General features: G+C 58.5%; 15 protein-coding genes. 4 read left to right on the top strand and 11 right to left on the bottom strand.

The features are described 5' to 3' along the window. Positions 1-31: 31 nt before the first annotated feature. A complete protein-coding gene (locus H8K27_RS11240) occupies positions 32-1,336 on the top strand; it encodes a lipopolysaccharide biosynthesis protein (protein ID WP_186863274.1) in 1,305 nt (434 codons plus the stop codon). Here H8K27_RS11240 and H8K27_RS11235 read toward each other — a convergent pair. From H8K27_RS11235 to H8K27_RS11195, 9 genes are all read right to left on the bottom strand, one after another. Further along, positions 1,278-3,101 carry an alpha/beta fold hydrolase gene (locus H8K27_RS11235; protein WP_186863273.1) on the bottom strand — a complete coding sequence of 608 codons (1,824 nt, stop codon included), beginning with the start codon at positions 3,099-3,101 and terminating at the stop codon, positions 1,278-1,280. The genes H8K27_RS11240 and H8K27_RS11235 overlap by 59 nt on opposite strands. Positions 3,102-3,126: 25 nt before the next feature. Continuing rightward, positions 3,127-5,646: a glycoside hydrolase family 2 protein gene (locus H8K27_RS11230; protein ID WP_186863272.1), complete on the bottom strand. Its 2,520-nt coding sequence runs from the start codon at positions 5,644-5,646 to the stop codon at positions 3,127-3,129. Beyond that, positions 5,643-6,635, bottom strand: a complete 993-nt coding sequence (locus H8K27_RS11225) for a DUF1839 family protein (protein ID WP_186863271.1) — start codon at positions 6,633-6,635, stop codon at positions 5,643-5,645. Before H8K27_RS11225 ends, H8K27_RS11230 begins: the two co-directional genes overlap by 4 nt. Continuing rightward, positions 6,632-7,543 carry an amino acid--[acyl-carrier-protein] ligase gene (locus H8K27_RS11220; protein ID WP_186863270.1) on the bottom strand — a complete coding sequence of 304 codons (912 nt, stop codon included), beginning with the start codon at positions 7,541-7,543 and terminating at the stop codon, positions 6,632-6,634. The genes H8K27_RS11225 and H8K27_RS11220 overlap by 4 nt, the downstream gene beginning before the upstream one ends. Positions 7,544-7,554: 11 nt before the next feature. Beyond that, positions 7,555-8,721: an acyl-CoA dehydrogenase family protein gene (locus tag H8K27_RS11215; protein WP_186863269.1), complete on the bottom strand. Its 1,167-nt coding sequence runs from the start codon at positions 8,719-8,721 to the stop codon at positions 7,555-7,557. 1 nt (position 8,722) lies between these two features. Then, positions 8,723-8,962 (bottom strand): acyl carrier protein, encoded by a 240-nt coding sequence (locus H8K27_RS11210; protein WP_186863268.1) that lies wholly within the window; start codon positions 8,960-8,962, stop codon positions 8,723-8,725. Positions 8,963-9,083: 121 nt separating this feature from the next. Then, positions 9,084-9,533, bottom strand: a complete 450-nt coding sequence (acpS, locus tag H8K27_RS11205) for a holo-ACP synthase (RefSeq protein ID WP_186863267.1) — start codon at positions 9,531-9,533, stop codon at positions 9,084-9,086. Between the two features lie 223 nt (positions 9,534-9,756). After that, entirely contained in the window at positions 9,757-10,518 is a 762-nt protein-coding gene (locus H8K27_RS11200) for a DUF3108 domain-containing protein (protein WP_186863266.1), read from the bottom strand. Beyond that, on the bottom strand, positions 10,515-11,801 hold the full coding sequence (locus H8K27_RS11195) for a DUF3108 domain-containing protein (RefSeq protein WP_186863265.1): 1,287 nt from the start codon (positions 11,799-11,801) through the stop codon (positions 10,515-10,517). The genes H8K27_RS11200 and H8K27_RS11195 overlap by 4 nt, the downstream gene beginning before the upstream one ends. Positions 11,802-11,837: 36 nt before the next feature. Here H8K27_RS11195 and H8K27_RS11190 point away from each other — a divergent pair, with 36 nt between their 5' ends. Both H8K27_RS11190 and H8K27_RS11185 read left to right on the top strand, forming a co-directional pair. Further along, positions 11,838-13,118, top strand: coding sequence for a branched-chain amino acid ABC transporter substrate-binding protein (locus tag H8K27_RS11190; RefSeq protein WP_186863264.1), 1,281 nt, complete (start codon positions 11,838-11,840; stop codon positions 13,116-13,118). 63 nt (positions 13,119-13,181) lie between these two features. Beyond that, positions 13,182-14,027, top strand: a complete 846-nt coding sequence (locus H8K27_RS11185) for a PhaM family polyhydroxyalkanoate granule multifunctional regulatory protein (RefSeq protein ID WP_186863263.1) — start codon at positions 13,182-13,184, stop codon at positions 14,025-14,027. 127 nt (positions 14,028-14,154) lie between these two features. Here the strand turns inward: H8K27_RS11185 and H8K27_RS11180 are convergent, their stop codons facing one another. Then, positions 14,155-15,057 (bottom strand): hypothetical protein, encoded by a 903-nt coding sequence (locus H8K27_RS11180; protein WP_186863262.1) that lies wholly within the window; start codon positions 15,055-15,057, stop codon positions 14,155-14,157. On the opposite strand from H8K27_RS11180, the gene H8K27_RS11175 reads away from it, so the two are divergent. Then, the gene (locus H8K27_RS11175; RefSeq protein WP_186863261.1) at positions 15,046-15,255 is read left to right on the top strand and encodes a hypothetical protein; all 210 of its coding nucleotides are present in this window, start codon (positions 15,046-15,048) and stop codon (positions 15,253-15,255) included. The two genes, H8K27_RS11180 and H8K27_RS11175, sit on opposite strands and share 12 nt — an antisense overlap. Here H8K27_RS11175 and H8K27_RS11170 read toward each other — a convergent pair. Next, positions 15,220-18,180, bottom strand: coding sequence for a protein kinase domain-containing protein (locus H8K27_RS11170; RefSeq protein WP_186863260.1), 2,961 nt, complete (start codon positions 18,178-18,180; stop codon positions 15,220-15,222). The two genes, H8K27_RS11175 and H8K27_RS11170, sit on opposite strands and share 36 nt — an antisense overlap. Positions 18,181-18,258: the final 78 nt, after the last annotated feature.

The raw sequence follows: 18,258 nt of genomic DNA, 5'->3' as shown, positions 1-18,258 counted from the left end.
GTTCGGTTGAGATGAATGTTAACGCAAGCCCATGAGTTTTTCTAAAAAATTTCTGTCGTCATCCCTGCTGTCGGTGATTGACCAGGCGATGTTAAGCGCCCTCAATTTTGCGATCGGCGCTTTGCTGATTCGCATGGTGGACAAAGATGTCTATGGTCTGTATGGCCAATTGTACGCGGGCGGCCTGCTGGCGGGGCTGGTCGTGGATTCATGGATTTCCGGGCCGCTGACCACGGTGGCCAGCGCGGTGCATGACAACACGCGGAAAATCCTGCTGCGCCGTTACTGGGAGCGGCAGATATTCTGGACGCTGATGTCCGGCACACTGGTATTGCTGGTGGTGAAATGGGTGCCGGCAGCGACTCATTTGCAGGAACGCAGCTGGCTGCTGGCCGGCGCATTCGGCGCGTATGTGATCGGCAATGGCCTGCGCGAATATGGCCGCACCGTCGGTTTTATCCAGTCTGATCTCGTCAGCGTGTTACGCCAGGATGCCATTTACGTGGCGACTGTGGTGGCGGGGCTGGTCGCTCTTTACTTGTGGCAGCAGATCGCGCTTGAATATCTGTTTCTGTTGCTGTCTGCGGCTTCCGTCCTGTGTACGCTGGCGGGGCGCGCGCGCCTGCTGGCAAGAACGGCGACCGATACCCAGATGGAGGCAGGCGATGCCGAAGTGCTGGAGGCACATCATGAAACCATTCGCGGACATGGTCAGTGGGCGGTGCTGGGCGTGGTGGTGGGCTGGCTGTCCAATTACAGCTATGTCTATCTGTCCGGCGCCTGGCTGGGGTTGGCGGCGATTGCCGATCTGAATGCCTCGCGCCTGCTGCTGATGCCGATTCCGCTGGCTGTGGCTGCCTGGTCGCGGGTCGCGCGGCCTGAGGCCAGCCGTCTGATGGCTGAACATAACTGGAGCGGACTGCGCAAGCTGACGCTGGCATCGATTGCCGGAATCGAACTGGTGGTGCTGGCGTATGTCGGCCTGCTGCTGCTGACGCTGCCCTGGCTGGAAGCGCGCGTCATCGGCAGTAAATACAGCGGCCTGGACCCGCTGATCCTGCTGTGGGGAATTTACTTCGCCACCAATGCGGTGCGGATTATCGGCACCTCCTGGCTGATGAGCGGCGGTGCTTTTCGCGCCATGTTTTTTCTGGGCAGCGTGACGCTGGTACTGGTGATAGCGATTACTTACGCAGCCATTCCTTACTGGGCAGCGGCGGGCGCCATCATGGCACTGATTGCGGTCGAGTTATTTGAAACGGTCGTGGTCTGGCGCTTTATTTTGCCGCGTTTGCAGCGCCACCACCAAAACGCTCAGACAGATGTGACGCAATGAGTTGCGTGACATAACGCTGCGACCATAATGGCGTGAAAGTGTGGTCAGCGTTCCGGGTAATTTCGAGCCGGATGCGCCGGCTTCCGCCCAGCAGGGCGCCGTGGCGGCCAAAATTTTCGGTCATCTGATCCACGCTGCTGTCGGCTGCATCCATGATCATCAGAATTTCCGTGCCCCGTGCTTCCATCTGGCGGAATTGCCGTGCGATCCGTCCCAGGAAATGCGGGCTGTCGATCCATCGCGTGATGATATGCTGAGTCAGCAGCTGAAGCCGTCTGGCCGTCCGTTGCGACAGTTTGCGCACGATCTGGCGGAATGCGATCTGACCGCGCAACAGACGTTTCCAGGTGTGCAGGCTGCGGATCGCCTTGACATAAAAATGGGTGGACTTGATGGAGTCGTTTTTCCGGGATTCCAGCGTATCGCCCTCGCGCCAGCGATAGACCAGCTGATTCATCAGCACCACGCCGCGCACCTGAGGGTCGTCGGCGGCAGCCAGTGAGGCGAAATACGCCCCCGAACAAAGTCCGCACAGGATCGTGGTGCCGATCTGTTCCGTATGCAGCAAAAAAGCCTGGGCAGCCCGCAGGTCATCCAATCCGCAGGCGGCATAGACCTGATTGGTCAGGTCATCCGGTGTTGCCTTGCTATAGCCTATGCCCGCCTTGTCGAAACGCAACACGGTAAAACCTGCCTGCGCCAGTTCACGCGCCAGCTGCACCGACAGCCGGTGATTACCAACCCGGTGATTGGCGCCGGTATTGGCGATGATGACTGCGGGGCGTGCAGTATCGGGGCTGGCCGGGCTGCTCAGGACGCCGGTCAGATCATCGAATTTCACCAGCTTTTCAGTAATGGCAGCGCGCGGCAGCGGCAACACGGTTTCGGTCTGAAACGCCGGCAGGCTGGCAACGCCGGTGTCGCGCAGACAGAACTGCGGTTGTAGCCAGGTCAGGATATCCTGCCACAATGCGGCTGGCACGGTGGTTTCATGCGCATCGGCAGTCATCATCGCGGCATAACCGGGTGTGGTGCTCAGATGCGGCAGCGGGACGGTATCCTGCCATGCCTGCAGGATTTTTTGCTCTTGTCCTGTCACGTCATCCCGTTCCAGAATCAGCACCGGTATTTCCGGCGCAGGCATGTTCAGCATATCCAGGCCGCTGATCTGCTGGCGCAGCGCCTCATTCCACGGATAGCCGGCCACCTGCGCCTGTTCTGTACCTGCATGATGACTGGCCGGCGATGCCGGGCCGCCGGTCTGGCTCAGAATCTGCAATTCCCGGCTGTAGCTGCGGCCTGACACGACCGGCGCCAGTAGCATCAGCGCAGCCGCGCCAGTCTCGCGGGCAACACTGGCAGCCAGCAGCGCACCCAGTCTGGTACCGAACAGCACCAGTGTTTCGCTTTGGATCAGCGAACGCAGATACTGCGCCGCATCGCGGATATTGGTCTGCCAGAGTGCGACCTGACCGGTCTGCGCCGCCGGGTGGTCGGCAGCGTCGCCGGTGTTGTTGTAGTCAAAAAACAGCACATCAAAACCGGCGCTTGCCAGTTCGGTGGCCAGATGCCTGTATGACAGGTAGCTGACCATGTATTCATGTCCGTATGGCGGACACAGCAGTACACCGCAATGCCGCACACCGCCCGCATCGCGCCGCCGTGCCGGATGATACCAGCCTGTCATTGGCGCCTGTGCGTCGCCGAACCAGCAGGGTTGAGGCGTGTACAGAAGGTCGGTGCTGGGAAAGGAAGTGCGGCTCAAGATAGCGTCTGCAGAGGTATAAAAGTTATGAAAAATCAGTCAGCGGACAACGCAGTCTGACCGGCATGTTCAGCGCTTTCAGCGTGACCGCAGCGGGCAGCGTATCCGCTGTCGTGGTCAGCCGTACGCTTTGCCGGATGCCGGGCGCCAGATGGAAAAAATTATGATCGGCGGTTGCTCCTGCGGCGCTGATGCAGACTGCGAGTGCAACACGTCTGGTTTCCAGCGTCAGGATGCCGGAATGTGCATCGTCGGGCGTGAATTCCGCGCTGAGTCCGGGGTCGGTTTCCAGAAAAGCCTGTTGTCCCAGGCAGAAATGGTAATCGCTGCTGACCGGACTGCCGGCATCGGCAGGGTACAGATGGGTGCTCGCAAGATCATGCCCCGCCGGTCCGAAACGGTATGCATAAGCGGTATCCGAAAAATGCGGCAACAGCGCGTCGGCAGACAGCATCTGGCTGCTGTGTCCGGACAGCTGTATCGCAATCCGCTGGCTGGCGGTGCGTTGGCTGCCATTTCGGTACAGATGCAGTTCCAGCCAGCCGGTAAACACCGCTGGCCGGTCATTCACGATATGAATCGTCAGCCCGTTTAATCCTTCATCGCTGAAAAATACCGCCAGCGGCGCCATGGCGCGTTTCAGAAAATAATAGGCTGCCTTCGGACGTCCTGCGGCATCGATGACACCCCAGCCTGCGCCTGCCCACAGGTCGCGCCAGAACCAGATCAGCGCTCCGCGACAGGACGATCCATACCGGCGCCATTCATGCAGTGTCTGCGCCATGATGTCGCCGCTGACGGTGCGCGCCAGTTCGGTGTAGCGCTCGCTGTCGGTTGCCCGCAGGCGACTGGCATCAGTTTGGTAAAGCGCGGAGAGGTAATGATCGCGCACATCCTCAAAATCCCAGCTGGTGCCGTTGTCGCGTGGAATCCGTTGTTTCCAGCGCGGGTGCGGCCCGGGTTTTTCACCGTCCGGCAGCACGGTTTCGATCTGCTGCTCATCCGGCATATTGGAAAAGCCGAGACATTCGGTCGTAAACCGCACATGGCTGCGGCGCGCATCGTCAACCGGGCGCAGATAGGCGCCGACGCCGAAATAATGCGCAATCCCGCTGTCCGTGTGGAAGGGCATCACGCCGCCAGCCGGGCTGGACGGCCAGTAAAGCACGTCCGGCCGTAGGGTGTGGCAGAGCTGCGGCAGCGTGTCCGAAAAAAACGGATTGCGCCACCATTCCCGTGCAATGCCCAGCATCGCAGCCTGCTGCTCGACTTCACTATTGCCGCACAGGACAGCAAGGCATGGCCGGTTTTGCGTGCGCCGTAAAAACGACTCCGCCTCATGCTGAATATTCAGCGCGAATTCCAGATCCGCAACCGGATAATCCATGTTGGCAAACATAAAATCCTGCCAGATCAGGATGCCCATTTCATCACACAGCTGATAAAAGGCATCGCTTTCGTACAGCATGGTGCCGGGCAGACGCAGCATATTCATGCCGGCGTCGCGTACCAGCTGCAGCATCGCGCGCAGCGTTGCGTTATCTGCATTCAGGGAGAACAGATCAGCCGGTGTCCAGCAGGCGCCGCGGCAAAAGACCGGAACGCCATTCAGATGCAGATGGAAGTCGCCGTCATTTTGCTGCACATGAATACTGCGGAAACCGACATCATGCAGCGGCAGAAAATGTTTTCCGTGGCTGGTGCTGACTTCCAGAAAAGCGCTGTACAGATGCGGCTGACCATGCGTATGCGGCCACCAGCATTGCGGTTCTTCAAAAACCAGTTCACCCTGCGCCACGGTTTCGGTGCCATTTGAATGCAGCAACAATTCCTGTACCTGATCGCCGACATGCAGATTCACCTGTGTCACAGCATGCTCTGCACTCAGGTGAAAATGTCCGTTGACGATGCCTTCGCCACCCATCAGTTTGCTGTGCAGCTGATGTTCAGCCAACCGGACTGGGGGGCATGTTTCCAGCCGCACCGCACGGTAGGGGCCGACTGGCGGCACCGGCGGCGACCAGCCGGGCATTCGCCCGAGCAGGCTGGTGCGCAGCCAGCGCAGCTGTTGTTGCGCAACCAGCCGGGTTTTCCAGCGTGGTCGCGGGCGGCGCTGCGCCAACAGGCTGTCGAGCGCAGGAAAGCGCAGGCTGAGCCTGCCGGAGCCGCGCATTTGCTGCTGATCCAGATCAATGCAGTATGCGACAAACATATTGGCGGTGCGCAGGATCAGGCGATCGTTCCAGAAAATTTCTGTATGACCTGCCAGTCCTTCAAAGTGCAGGAAGTGCTGCCCGCTGCCGATGCTGAGAAGCCGGCTGAACCAGATATCGTTCTGATCCAGATATTGAAGATCCGTCACCGGCTGGTTGTGATCCCGCAGTACCGACGCAGCGGTACAAGGCAGGCTGGCAGGCCAGTGTACAGCGGCTTGCGCGAGTGCCGCAGATGGCAGGCAGGAGCCGGATTCCGGCGGCAGCAGGAACATGGTCCATCCGTCTTGCACGGACTGTCCAGTGTCAGCATGCGTGGTCACGGCAGTCATGAATGTGGTTTCTGTAATGCCTGTACCAGCTGCGACATTCCCCGGTCCCATTGTTCTGCCATGTCCTGCAGCAGCGGCGTCAGATCCACAGTCTTTTTACTCATTACTGTCCGCGCAAGTTTCAGCAGCAAGGTTTTACTGAGGCTGGAAATGGTCTCGAAAGCCATTGCTGCATCTGAAAAATTTCCTTGCTGATGCTGTTCCAGCCAGCGCAGGCAGCTTGCGCCCAGGCTGTATCCGGCACCGAGCTGGCGCAGTGTGGCAAACGCAAAGGCGTGATAGGCGGGCATCCCTTCTGCTTTCAGTCTTTCTGTTTCCCGTAATAAAACCGGTGCAAATGCACGGACCGGATTATGGGCTGGTCGCCGTGCCACATATTTGCTGAGCAAGGTGCGTGAAATAACGGCAAGTTCGCGCTCTGCTGAAGGCCGCACGCGGTCGAGGCGCACAAATTCGGCAAACAAGGGCATGAATGCCGGATCATGCGCTTGCCCGCAGCGGAAGATGGCACGAAAGTCTTCTCCCGCCAGTTCATGATAGCGGCTGTTGTGGAAATAACCGAGCCGCTGCGCACTGATGTCGATTTCCTGCATCGCAATCGTGGTTTTCACATGATTGGTCCGGTAATCGGTGCCGGCAGTATCCGGCAGATAGAAGGAATCCGTTTCACTCAGCACCAGCCGGCCACGGCGCAACTGTTCGCTGGCGTTTTCCAGCAAGCCGCGCCAGACATTCAGTTCCTGCACATCCATGCCGTAGAGCTGAAACAGGTCTTCATGCGCGGGTTTGTAAAACGTCCACTGATCACCATCGAAATCATTCGCAAACACGACCGGCAGGCAGGCCAGCGGATTAAGCTGCTGGGCGTGCAACACTTCGATCCAGACATCGATATAGCAGTTGGTTTCCGGCCAGGCGCTGTCGCTGGCATGCAGTGCATGCGGCTGGTAGCTGCCGGGATCAATGTGCGGTAATGCAGAAATACTCATAGACCAAGCTGGGTGCGTGTGGCTTGTGGCCAGCCAGTAGGCTGCATCCCGTGCGTCCGGAATAATGCCATGACGATGCGTTCCAGACCGAAGCCGAGGCAGGCGGTATGCGCCACTTCGCCGACTGCAGTCCGGATATCGAACAGTTTGCCGAAATGATCCTGATGATAATTGAAGGAGCAGACTGCAGTCGGTTTGTCGGCAGAAATCACCGGTACCACCACTTCAAATTTGAGCTGCTGTTCACGCTGGTTGGCTGCCAGCATGCGTCCGCCGCGACCGAAAAACGGGTCGGAGGCGACTTCCGTATGCGCCGGCAGTTCCAGCGATTGTAAAATTTCCAGACCGCGCTGCAGCCACAGATCGCGCCAGGCGACCACCATGTCCGGCGTGCCGACGCGCACGAATTCGCGCACGCGGAACGATTGCATGCGGGTCGGCTCGGCCGATGGTTCGTGACGGAATACCCAGTTCTGCATATCGACGAGGCGGCCTCCCTCGGGCAGCGTGCCGGTGAAACTCGGATAGACCGGATAGCAGGCGGCAGGCGTCAGGCAGACGGCGGTCATGGTTTGCAGATGTGTCCACGGCCGACCCTCATGCACGTTTTCGATCAGTTCTTTGTGCTGCGCTTCCGTGCCGTTGAAACTGAAGATAGTTCCTGCCAGATGCGGAAAAGAATCGAGATATTCACTGCGCTCCAATACTTTGCGATCAAGGCAGGGCGGGAAGGACATGCGGGTTGCCTGATCGGGTGCGGCGACGCGTGAAACATAATCGTCAAAGCGGCGCAAAACGTCTTCAAACACCGGACCGCGGCCGAAAATGCCGGGAACGCCGACCGGAATGATATGACCGGCAGCAACCAGGTCATCGGTAAGTAATTCAGGGGAAAAATCGATGGACATGATCAGCCTTTTCAGTCGTCTTTCAGAACCAGCAGGAGGTTGGCATTGGTGGCCAGTATCCGGTCATTACCCACCATCAGCGGTGCGGACAGGCTGTCGCGCAGATGGCGGCTCATGCTGTACGGACTATCGTTTTTATAGGCCAGAATACCGCAGATGGATAATGCTTTGAGCACGATCTGGGGCAGCATCTGGGTGGCCTCCACTTTCAGGTTGTTCATCCTGACCGCATAGGCGATCGAGGACAATGCGCCACTGGCAGCATCTTCTGCCTGCGACAGGATTTCGTATTCAGTCAGGCAGGCCTGCACCGCGCTGCGCAAGCCCTGCAACATGCTGACTGCTTCCGCCAGCCGCAATGCCGTTGGCGGCACCGTGCCCGGATTGGTTCTGGCCTGAGCACGGACAAAGGCCCGCGCTTTATTGACTGCGGCGGTGGCGCAGCCGAGCCAGCATCCGCCCCACAGCAGATGCGAGACCGGCACCACGGTCTGGGCCGACATATCGCCAAACGGTGTCGCCATAACCTGATCCGCATGTCCCTTTGCCTTGAGCAGAAACGGTGGGCTGCAGGTGCCGCGCATTCCCATGGTGTCCCAGACACCTTTCTGTTCCAGCGTGTAACTGCCCTTACGCAACAGGATCAGAGACTGATCGCTGTTGGCCGCATCCGGTGAACGGCGTGCAGTGACCAGCAGATCATCCGCCTGGGCGCCATAGGAAATCGTGGTGGCATCCTTGATCAGTTCAACGTCGTTGCCATCGCGTTCGAGCGCGCACAGGCTGCGCCGCATTTCACCGCCGACACCAGCTTCGGAAGTGACCGACGCGATCAGATACTGATGACTCACCAGTTCGCGCAAGTAATTGTCAAACCGGGTTTCACTGAGCCCATGCCTGACCAGCGTGAGCACCTGAATCTGGTGCATGGCAAAAATCATGGCAGTCGAGGCGCACTGCCGGCCGAGTATTTCAGCGATCGTGACCAGCTCGCTCAGGCTGGCGCCGGTACCGCCCAGCGCGGCGGGAACAGCAGCGCTCAGCAGACTATGCCGTTTCAGTGCGGCGATCGCTTCTGCCGGGAAGCGCGCCTCCCGGTCAACCGCATCTGCATACGGCGCGACATCCTCAAGGGCAATGCTTCTGGCAAGCTGGATCAGCGGAGATTCGGTTTTCATATCAGGCAGTCAGTTCCTGAATGGCGTCATGAATGGCGTTAATGCTTTCAAATACACTGCGTTTGAGCATACGGTCTGGAAATTCAAGATCGAAGGCATCTTCCAGTGCCAGCATGACATTCACACTGGCATGAGATGTCATGCCGGCGGCATACAGATCGGCGTCATCGGCCAGCGTGTCAATATCGGCAGGAAATTTTCCCTGTTCTTTCAGAACCTGCCGGATTTTTTGTTTTGTCATAGAGCACCTGATGGTTAGTTGTCTGTGTGTTGGGAAATTCCTGGAATCCGGCGATGACAGATTGCAGGACGGTGCTTTCCTGATCGCACCGTCTGTCTGCATATCGTCAGCCTTGATGCGATTAATGGCTGCCGATCACGGTCGCTGTCGCATAGTCTTTTTCATGACTCAGGCTGATTGCATGGAGTGTGATCCCGGCTTGCCGGGCCAGCCGGCGCGCTGCGCCATATAGCTGCAGCCGCGGTTGTCCGGAAGCCATGCGCCGGACTTCGATGGTTTTCCAGGGTAATGCCGTGGCGGCAGGCACACCGAGCAGTTTCATCACCGCTTCCTTCGCCGCGATCCGTGCCGCCAGACTGGCAGTCATGCTTTCCTCGCTGCCCTGGCAATCGTTCAATTCATCCGGTGTAAACAGGCGGTTCAGGTAACGTGCGCCGAATTGCAACATGGATTGACGGATCTCAGGTATCCAGACCAGATCGGTGCCGATGGCCAGATGGTGTTGGGGAATGTCGTTCAGGCACCGCCTGCGGCGGACTGTGAATGCGGAAAACCTCTTAACCTGATGCATGTGACCTGATCTGCTGGAAAAAATGAGAGGTTTCTAGGATAACGGAACGCTATCAGGCGAGCGTTAAAAATAGTTAATTTTTGACAAGTCAGAATAAAATCGGGGCATTAATTTTCCGCATGGAAATGGTTGAAGGAAATCAGTTGGCGGAACACAACACTGTTGCGCAGTGTTGTGCCGGAAAGCGGTGCGGCGTGTGCCCGGAGCGTCTGTGATGCCGGTGTCAGAGCGGATGTTTGCTTTCGATCAGCTGATCCACAAATTCGCCGCTGGCATCGCTGAATTTCAGCCTGACCGGATACCAGTCCAGCGCCGGCGCCAGCCAGATATCGAGCTGCTGGTCTTTGGAGTCCGGCGGCGGCGCTTTGGTGATATGCACGGTGCTGAAGTCGCCGAGCGCCGTGCTCAGATTTTCGGTGGCGATCACTTTAAAGCTCCACGGCTCGGCATCGCGCCGTCCGGCGACAAACATTTTCCATTCGCTGCCGGGACGGAATTTGTCTCCTGCTGCGCGTGCCAGCGCGACCAGTTGCCAGGTGGCGCTGGTGCGGTCCTGCTCTCCGCCCTTTAACGCATAGCTGGCTTCCGAAGCCGAGAAGCGCAGGGTTTTGCTGTCCCGCTCAAAACTGGTGGTGGTGGGTGGTTTGCCGAGCCGTTTTTCGATAAATTTTTCAGGCGCCAGCCCGTATTCGTCGATCGTGCCCTGACTGCTGGCATCCAGGATTTTTCCCAGCAGCATGGCGCGTGTCTCGGTCTGGATCTGGTAGCTTTTGTCATGCCATTGCCATTTCACGCTGGCGGAACCGCTGAGTGGAATCCCGCTTTGCCGGGCGCGGATGCTGTATTGCAGTTCAACCGGAGGCGGCAGGCTGAAGGCCGATTTTGCGGCGACGCTGGCCGCATGGTCGGCACAGAACGCGCTCTGGGAAAGCAGCGACAGCAGGATGGCTGGCAGAAGGGAATGCAGGCGTAGAGAGAATGTCATTTTGATTCCGTGGTGGTGAAATGAATCCGGGTTGCGGTCTGGGTGGTGACTGCACCGTTGGTTTCTGTATTGCGTATCTGCACCGGATACCAGTGCATGGCTGGCGCAAACCAGAGTTCCAGCACCGAATTATAAAAGCCGGGCCGTGGCGGACGGATCACATGCCAGGTCATGAGCTTGCCGAGCGGTGTCGTGATCTCTTCCTGGCCGGTAATCACAAAGGTGAACTGATTTGCTTCCCGGTCTTCGGCGACCTGCACGGTCAGTTGTTTGCCCGCCTGAAACTGGTTTTCTGCAGCCAGCCCCAGCCCTGCCAGTTGCATAAAAATGCTCGCTCTGTCCTGCGCGCCATTTTCCAGCGTCGCTGTCTTGGTGGTGGCGGAAAAAATCACGGTCTGGCTGTTGTAGTCAAAATGGGTCGCGGTCTCACTGCGGCCGCGCCGTGTTTCGCTCATGATGCGCGGCTGTATGCCGTGTTCGCCAATAATGCCTTCACTGCGCAGGGTGTACAGATTCAGGCTGGTCAGCAATAAATCGAGCGAAGCGCTGACTTGCATCTGGTATTGCTGATCCTGCACCGTCCAGCTGATTTCGCCGATACCGTACACCGGGTTGCGGTCAGGCGTGGTGCGGATCACTTTCATCTGCATTGTCCCCGAAGGCGGCGGCAGGGTGCTGAGTTCAGCCAGCGGGGTCGCGACGTTTGCCGCTGACGCGTTGCTGGCGCTATCAGGGGCTGCTTTGGCAGCGCTGGTGTCAGCGGGATTGTCTGCCACATCTGGCACCGCGATCGCTGCGGCAGGTAATTCTTGCAACAGCGTGGCGACCGGTGCGGCGGCTGGCTCGCCGCTTTGCAGCGCCGGTGTGTCCAGTGACGGATGCGATGGCCGCCGGACTGCGCTGACAACAGGTTTTGTCGTGGTTTTGGACGCAGCTGCCGGCGCTGGCCGGATCGCTGCCGGGGAGGCGGCAGGCGGCGCAGTTTTCAGACTGACTTGCATTTCCCGCGGTGTCAGCGGTGCCGGGACGGTTTTGAGTGCCGGCACTTCGGCCCATTTCCAGACGCCGGCGTGCAACAGCAGCGCCAGACCGGCAAACAGCAGATAGCGGTAAGCCGGCATCCGCGCTGAGGCTGGCCGTGTGGTGTGTCTGTGTGCAATCTGGAGTACAGGTGTGGTCATGGCATCAGTGTAAACGCAGTCATGGCTGGCTGCGCTGACAGACAGAAAAAATCTGTCGCCAGCAACCGGCGTACAATGCCGCACACCGGAAACAGCTGGCATCGGTAGCGCCGGCCTTTCCACATCATTTTTTATTTTATGAAACAACGTATCTCGATATTATTTGCGGCGGCATCTGCCGCCACGTGCATGTTGCTGGCAACCGCGGCGCATGCTGCACAGGACACCGCGCCAGCACCGGTCAGAATTGCCATGATCGACGGCATGAGCGCGGCCTTTACCAATGCCGGAGAAGTGGTGCAGCGCAATCTGCAATTCGCCGTTGAGCGTATCAACGCGCGCGGTGGCGTTCATCTGCCAGATGGCAATCATCCGCTGAGCCTGACCGTGCTGGACAATAAACAGGGCGTGGAAGAATCGTTGCTGCTGCTGAAACAGGTGACTGATCAGCATATTCCTTTCGTCGTGCAGGGCAACAGTTCCGCCGTAGCGCTGGCGCTGACCGAAGCGATTAACCGGCATAACCAGCGGGTTCCGGAGCATCGCATTCTGTTTCTGAATTATTCGGCAGTTGACCCGGCGCTGACCAATGAGAAATGCAGTTTCTGGCATTTCCGTTTTGATGCCCATGCCGACATGCGCATGCAGGTGCTGACCGACGTGATCCGTGACGATAGCCGCGCCAGCAAAGTGTATCTGATCGGACAGGACTACAGTTTCGGACGGCAGGTTGCGCATTCCGCGCGGACGATGCTGGCTGCCAAACGGCCGGATATCCAGATTGTCGGCGATGATCTGCATCCGGTCGGCAAGGTCAAGGATTTTTCCCCGTATCTCGCCAAAATCAAGGCCAGCGGTGCCGATACCGTCATCACCGGCAACTGGGGCAATGACCTGACTTTGCTGATCAAGGCCGCCCGGGACGCCGGTATGCAGCTCAAATTTTATACTTTCTATGCCAACGCACTGGGCGCACCTGCAGCCATCGGAGATGCCGGTGTGGGCAGGGTCCGGGCTGTGGCGGAATGGCATCCGAATGTCGGCGGCCAGGCCAGCGATGCTTTTTACCGCGCGTTTCGCCAGCGTTATCCGCAGTCGCGCGACGACTACGTGCATCTGCGCATGCATCTGATGCTGGAGATGCTCGTGACGGCCATCGAAAAAGCCGGCACGACGGATGCCGTCCGGGTGGCGCATGCACTGGAAAATGCCCGCTTTTCAAACGGCTTTCACGAGGCATGGATGCGGCCGCAGGATCACCAGCTGATACAGCCTCTGTATGTTTCGGTGATGCAGAAAAAAGGAGAGCCCGGAACGCAGTTTGATAATGAAGGCAGCGGATATGGCTTTCGCACCGAACGCTTTTTTGCGGGCGGATTGACGGCATTACTCAGCTCATGCAAGATGGAGCGCAAATAGCCGCTGGTGCACGGACCGCACGCATCAGTCATCACACACATGATCTCATGAGGAGCTGCAAGGATGAGTAATCCCTTCGGAACGGAAATCCCTGGCATGAATTCCATCGGCGATCCGCTGGCGTTCATCAAAAAACTCTGGGGCAGCATGAATGTGCCGGGCATGGTGGCGCCGCCGATGACGGTTGATGAACTGGATAAAAAAATCCAGGATCTGAAAACGGTCGAATCCTGGCTGAGTGTGAACATGAATATGCTGCGCGGCACGATACAGGCACTGGAAGTCCAGCGAGCCACCATTGCTGCTTTGCAGTCGATCGGCGAGAGTTTTTCCCAGCATGTGCAGCAAGCCGGCAAAGCGCCGGACAGCAAGACGGAAGCATCGCCGAATCAGCATGCAGACTGGCCGATGCCGCCAACCGGCAAGGCCGCCAGCGCGGCTGTTCCCGAGGATGCCGCAACACCAGCAGAAGCCCCCGCTGAACCGGAATCCGTCAAGACGACCCCTGAGTCTGACTCTGCTGCCAGCGCCGCCACCGCAGAGAAACCGGAAGCAGTTACCGGCGGCGCATTTGCCAATCCGGCCGCATGGTGGAATTTGCTGCAGGATCAGTTTAAACAGGCTGTCAGCAAGGCGATGGAAAATGAACCGGTCTTTATGGCGGGCAGCAAGCCGGAATCCGCCGGAACCGATCAGCCGGCAGCCCAAAAGACTGCCCGCAAACCGGCTGGTGCCGCCAGAACCGCAGCCCGCCCGGCCAAACCGGCGTCTGCCGGCGCCATCCGCAAGACCGCAGCGAAAGCGTCTGCAAAGACAAACGCAAAGACCGGCACAAAGACCGGCACAAAGACCGGCACAAAGACAGCAGCCGGAGACGGCAAACCAGTACCTAAAAAAACCAGTCGGTAACATCGGCGACATCAGCCGGGCAGGCTGTCTGCATCAGCCCTAGTGCGGGATTACCCGTCTGGGCAGACGAGTATTGGCCCCGCGCTGAACGGGCGGCAAGCTGTCTTGCGCCGCCCTGTTCCCTGCGTTAATTGCTGGCGGCGCTCAGCGCAGCTTTGACATCGGCATCACTCCAGTTCGCCGTGCGGGTCTCATTCGTCGCACTGCAACTGATCTGCACCTGATTATTTGCCAGCATCTGCACACCCACATTCACACAGGCGGTGGTGCCGCCGACGGCGACGTTGTAAGTGCCGCTTGCCGGACGGTTCGTCATGCTGCTGCTGTCGCTGGTGAAAACCAGATTCTGGGTGGTGACGACGCGGTTCGCCGCTGCCTTGTTTTTGCTGTAGAAAAATCCGGCATTGCTGGTCAGGCTGCTGCCGGTATTGATGACCGTGCTGCCGATACTGGTCGTGCTGTAACTGGTGGCCGCACTCATGGTGAAGGTCGCGCTGCCGTTGCCGATCTGGGTGGTTTCACTGCTGCCGCCATCGCTGTCGGTACTGTTGAAACTGGCGTTGCTCATCACATATTCGGTCACTGCAGGATTATTGCCGACATTCACGCTCAGGTTGCCGGAACTCTGAAAATTCAGGGTTTTGACCGTTCCGTTTGGTACCGGCGCGCCACTGAAGCTGCCCAGATAAGCATTATCTGCCGGGAAGCGGCGCACGCAGTTATTCGCCGTAGTGGTGGAGCCGGTAAAACTCACGCTGCCGCCCTTTGGGCAGTTACCGCTGTTACCCGCGATGACGACCAGGTCATGCAGATTCAGTACGGTTTGTACGCTGATCCAGCTCTCTGCAAAGACTTTCAGTGCCTCTGTCATGCCGGATGAACTGCTTCCGGTGCTCCCTGTTCCGCCGGTCCCACCCGTGCCGCCGGTGCCCGTATTTCCTGAATTTCCGGTGCTGCCGGCCGTTGATCCGCCGCCACCGCAAGCGCTGAGTGCAGCGATCAGGCTGATCGCCAGAAGATGTTTTTTCATACTGAATCCTTATCTGTAAAATTGAGAAATTTCACCGCCAGCCCGGTTGTGGCAGCAAGCATTGGAGTGCTTCCCCGGTTCAAACGAAATCGGATGCCGGAAAGCGCCACCGGTAAAATTATTTTTTTAAAGATTCAGGAAAAACAGGTCGCAGCAGGGCGTTCAGGGGTGCTTGATGTGATGGCTGGCAGGGCGTGACATCGCCTCCCATTGGCAGGAGGGATACTGGCGGCAGATACCGGCGGCCTGTTGCCTCAGCTGTCTGGCCCGTTGCGGGTTGTCAGATTGCAGAATGCTGGCAAGGCTGCGCAATGTCAGCGCATACCACAGGCCATTGCGCGTATCGTCGGCCTTTTCGCGGATGGCGAGCGCGGCCTCCAGTTCGGCTCGCGCAGTCTGCGTTTCACCGCGTGCCAGATACACATTGCCCAGCGCTTCGCGCATGCTGGCTTCAAAGCCGGCCCAGTATTCACGCTGACCGGGTTGCAGAAAGGTGTTCAGTTCGGCTTGCATCTGCGTTAGCGGCAGCAGTGTCTGGTCTGCTCCGGCGAGCCGTGCCAGCCCAAGCCAGGCTTCGGTCTGGGCGTAGTGATTCTTTTGTCCGGCGCTGTGCAGTGCCCGCTGGTATTCCCGGATCGCTTCCACATGATGTTGCCCGGCGCGGGCAATGTCAGCCTTCAGCAGATAAATGCCGCTGGCGCGGCTGGGCTGGTTTGGCCAGTGTTGCTGCCAGAGCCGGAGATTGTCATCTGCAAACCGGCGTGCGGTGTCGATATCGCCAAAATGCAGGTACGCGGTACCGCAATGATTCAACAGGATATTGCGCAGGATCGGATAACTGACCGGCGTTTTCCAGGGAAACTGATCGCAGACTTTGCGTGCTTCAGCCAGGCTGCCGCTGCGGATCAGGATTTTCAGATAGCTGGCGCTGGCATTTTCCAGATAATCGAGTTTCTGATGGCGCCAGTCCGGCAGCAGCATGATGTCATAGGCGGAGCGTGCGTAAGCCAGACCTTCGGGGCGGCGTGCAGCATCGACCAGCATATCTGCCAGATAGGCTTTGCTTTCAGACACGAAATAATGATTTCTGCCCCAGATCTCTTGCATGCTTTGCAGCGCCTGCAGGCGGGCTGCTTCAGATTCTCCGGTTCTTCCCAGACTGTCCAGGCTGATCGCCACGCTTTGTTGTGATTCTGCCGTTTGCCAGGCATGCGGACCGTACAGGCGCTGCCGCAACGCCAGGGATTCGCTGAAAGTCTGCAAAGCGGCATCGGGCCGGTCTGAGTTCAGATAAGCCAGTCCCAAATTTTCCAGTGCGGTGGAGAGTTCGGCCTGATCTGCGGCAGAACGTGCCAGCTGCACCGCCATTTCCAGATAATGAATATCCTGCGGAAAGCCGGCAGGATGCAGATTGACGCCGCAATGGCCGGCCTTGCGGTAAGCGACCGCGAGTTTTTCAGCGGCAGCCTGATTGTGCTGATAAATAGCCAGCGCCTGATCGGCATACTGACAGGCTTCGCGGCTGCGGTTATTGCCGCTCAGCCATTCGACGGCATCCAGCAGCACCGACGCATATTCGTTACTGCCGGAACCGTAGTGGTGTTTTGCCTGCTGCAGACTGACGGTGTAGATGCGTGCGGCTTCTTCCTGCAGTCCGAGCTGTACCGACAACTGCCCTAGGTCGTGCAGCAGTCTGGCGCGTTCGTCGGGATGCTCATGCAGTTCATTCATGAGCTGATCGACGCCGTGACTGACCAGCTCCTTCAGGGTCATCTGGCGTCGCGCCAGATCGAGATCCGGTTTTTGGTCCGGATTGAACAGGCTGACGACAAACTGGTACATCGCTTTGGCCTTGATGGTTTCAGCCTGCGCGATACGCGCCTGATGCAGCGACACGGCGGTGGCGATGAACAGCGACAGGGTGAACAGCAGACTGCCGGCAGCGATCCAGCGGTGCTTGCGCAGCAGGCGGCTGCTGCGGTACCACAGACTGTCCGGTCTTGCACGAACCGGGTCGCCGCTCAGATAGCGTTTCAGGTCATCGGCAAAGGCATCGACGGTGGCATAGCGCTCCTGCGGAGTTTTCTTGAGCGCTTTTTGTATGATGGCATCCAGATCGCCACGTAATGCCCGGCGTGATTTTTTTTCCCGTACGCGGGAAGACGGCACCGCCACCGCATCATGCAGGATCGCCTGTTCCAGTGCTCTGCGGGAACGGTCGGCCGGTTGATAGGGAGTGCTGCCGGTCAGCAATTCATAAAACACCACGCCCAGCGAATATACGTCGCTGGCGATGCCCGGCGCTTCGCCGCGTATCTGTTCGGGGGACGCGTAACGCCAGGTGATCGGCTGCGTGCCGTCTTCCGGCAGTGCGGACTCCTGCGCGACGCCGGGACTATGCGCACCCTGCAAAATCTGCGCAATGCCGAAATCAAGCAGACGCACGTCACCCTCTTCCGTGACCAGGATATTGCCGGGTTTCAGATCCCGGTGTACGACCAGATGCGAATGGGCATATTGCACTGCAGAGCAGACCTGTATCATCAGTTGCAGGCGCGCTTTCAGCCCGAGCTGCCTGTTCTGACACCAATCGATGATGTGTTCACCCCTGACATATTCGAGCGCCAGCCAGGCCTGCTGTTCAGCGCTGATGCCGGCATCGTATAAACGGGCGATATACGGATGCGTCAGTTGCGAAAGAATATCGCGTTCGCGGATGAAGCGCGACACGATCGTGCCGTTCAGCGCGTCCGGAAAAGGCAGTTTCAGCGCGATTTCACGTTTGAATTCGCCGTTTTTCCGCACAGCCAGCCAGACGCTGGCCATGCCACCTTTGCCCAGTTCTTGTTTTAATTCCCACGGACCGACATGCATGCCCGGCGCATACGCAGTTTGCGCTGCACGGTGCGCGCCATCATGCAGCGTGATTTTCGGGGCAGTCAGCAGGAAGGCATGTTCTTCGGCCTGCTGATGGGCTGCCAGCAGCTGGCACAGGCGCGAATGCAGCGGAGGATGGTCAGCCGCCAGACGCTCCAGCCATCGCTGCCTTTGCGCCGGGTCGAGATCCATTGCCTCATCAAACAGGCCGGAAAGCTGCTGCCAGTCGCTGCCGCTCAGTTCCACTGCGTTGCTCCGTGATGAAAGGGGATGCATTCAGAACGAAAAAAACACAGCGAAAGCGCCATCCGCTTTGCGATGGCG

The sequence above is a fragment of the Cognatundibacterium griseum genome (assembly GCF_014284195.1).
Classification (GTDB): domain Bacteria; phylum Pseudomonadota; class Gammaproteobacteria; order Burkholderiales; family Burkholderiaceae_D; genus Undibacterium; species Undibacterium griseum.
The sequence above is the reverse complement of the archived record's forward strand: the minus strand, read 5'-3'. Positions and strand labels throughout refer to the sequence as shown.